At 38.7% G+C, this 2,396-nt stretch carries 1 pseudogene; it reads right to left on the bottom strand.

The window, feature by feature from the left end:
• A pseudogene (locus WGMM_RS02435) lies at positions 1-2,348 on the bottom strand (2-oxoglutarate dehydrogenase E1 component); the annotation flags it as partial.
• Positions 2,349-2,396: the final 48 nt, after the last annotated feature.

Raw genomic sequence — 2,396 nt, 5'->3', positions numbered from 1 at the left:
CTTCAATTATGTCGTAATAAACTTTACCGCTAGCATATTACAACTTTACGTATTTTATCATTTTAGAACCAAATCTGTTCTATATTCTGGGATTACCGTGAGGAATTTTCCTTCAAAGTCAGATAGGTTAGAAACTGCTCTTTTATGACGCAATAGTGATTTAGGTGTAAACACTACTAAAGGCTTGCGAAAGTCTCTGTGGATTTGCCTGCGTAAAGCATGAAAATAATTTGCTGGAGTAGAGCAATTAACAACTTGCATGTTATCTTCTGCGCAGAGTTGCAAAAATCTCTCTATGCGCGCGGAGCTATGCTCAGGCCCCTGTCCTTCATAACCATGAGGCAGCAACAAAACTAGACCGCTTGATCGCAACCACTTTGTTTCTGCAGATGCGATAAACTGGTCGATCATAATTTGTGCACCATTTGCAAAATCACCAAATTGTCCTTCCCAGAGCACCAGTGAATATGGGGAATCAAGGCTATATCCATATTCAAAGCCCATTATAGCATACTCTGATAAAGCGCTATCTATGACCTCAAAGTGAGCTTGCTTTTCATTTATATTGTTTAGCGGAATAAACGCTTCTTCTGTTACCTGATCAACAAGCCTTGAATGACGGTGCGAGAAAGTTCCACGACCAGAGTCTTGTCCTGATAAACGCACTCCTATTCCTTCTGTGAGCAGTGATGCAAACGCAAGACTTTCGGCAGTTGCCCAGTCTATATTACTACCGGAATTTATGCTGTCTATTCTGCCATCAAGTATTTTTCTAACCTTATTGTTAATGTTAAAGCTACTTGGGATGTTGCTATTTATATGTACACCTAATTTTTTCAACTCATCTGGCGGAACACCAGAATCTGTATAGTATTCGCTCAAATCGTTCAACCTTGCCTTTCTTAATTTTGACCATACTCCACAAAACCAGTCAGCTTTTTTTGGAGTATAAGCCGCTGATTCAGCAAGACTTTTATCCAATCTTGCCCTGAACTCACTGCGCAATTTATTTACCTCATCACCACTTAATACTTTCTCTGCGATCAACTTCTCTTCATACAGTGTTCCTGGAGTTTTATGCTTTGATATTACCTTATACATGAGTGGCTGAGTGAAATTCGGTTCATCACCTTCACTATGGCCATATTTGCGGTAACACATTATGTCAATCACTACGTCCTTTTTAAATTTCTGCCTATATTCCATCGCCAGACTTGTAGCAAAACTCACAGCTTCTGGGTTATCTCCATTAACGTGAAACACTGGAGCTTCTATTGATTTTGCTACATCAGTACAGTAAAAAGAGGATCGCGCACAACACGGATTAGCAGTAAAACCAACTTGGTTAATTAATAACAATGTGCACAATGCCATCTACCTTATAACCTTCAATATTGCTTAAGGTTAGAGTTTCAGCAACCACTCCTTGGCCGATGAAAGCCGCATCACCATGAATTGATATGCCAAGCACAGATCTTATATTCTGTTTTGCTCTTATTCTTCCAGCCAAAACCGGATTTACCGCTTCAAGGTGAGATGGATTAGGGCATAAACTTAAATGTATTTTCTTACCACCGGCAAGTGCTTGATCAGAAGAGTAACCAAGGTGATATTTAACATCACCGGACACCTCAAGACCACCTGGATATGCAAGATTGCCTTGAAATTCAGATAGCATTGCCGCATATTCTTTGCCCATAACTTTGGTTAGAATATTGAGTCGTCCGCGGTGAGCCATGCCAAGAACTATTTCTTCAATACTAAAAGCTGCAGAATCACTAATGATTCTCTCAATTGCAACGATAGCTGATTCCCCACCTTCGATAGAAAAACGTTTATATCCAGGAAATTTCATATGGAGAAATTGCTCGAACATCTCAGATTCAATTAAGTGCCTCAGTATTTCCTTTTTATCTTGTGAACTCAGCGTATAGGTTTGATTTTCGATCTTTTCCTGCAGCCACATCCTCTCCTCATAAGAGGAGATATGCATAAATTCAAAACCGATGTTCTTGCAGTAAATATCTCTATAGATTCCAGCGTCACTTGCCAGATATAGATTCGAATATTTCTGATAATCTACTTCCTTATTCACATTGGGTGATAACGGATTAAGATCCGACAAAAAAATGACCGTAAGATCTGAAAAAATTTGCTAAACCAGAAACTGAATTATCCACCTTAGTTACATGTTGTGCACCGCAGGTCTCCGCTTTATTAACTTCTAAATTGCTTGAAAAAATTCTATACCAATCCTCCCCGATTGATTTATCACCCTGCAAATAACGGCCATACATTTCTTCCACAAATTCTGCATTATCACCATAAAGGCAGCTTAAACTCGACATAATCACTATAAAAAGTATCAAATACTTATAAGTATAACTTAAGTTTTT

Source organism: Wolbachia endosymbiont of Glossina morsitans morsitans (genome assembly GCF_000689175.1).
GTDB classification, from domain to species: Bacteria; Pseudomonadota; Alphaproteobacteria; order Rickettsiales; family Anaplasmataceae; genus Wolbachia; species Wolbachia pipientis.
Note: the sequence above shows the minus strand (reverse complement) of the source record. Positions and strands in the feature narration are given on the sequence as shown.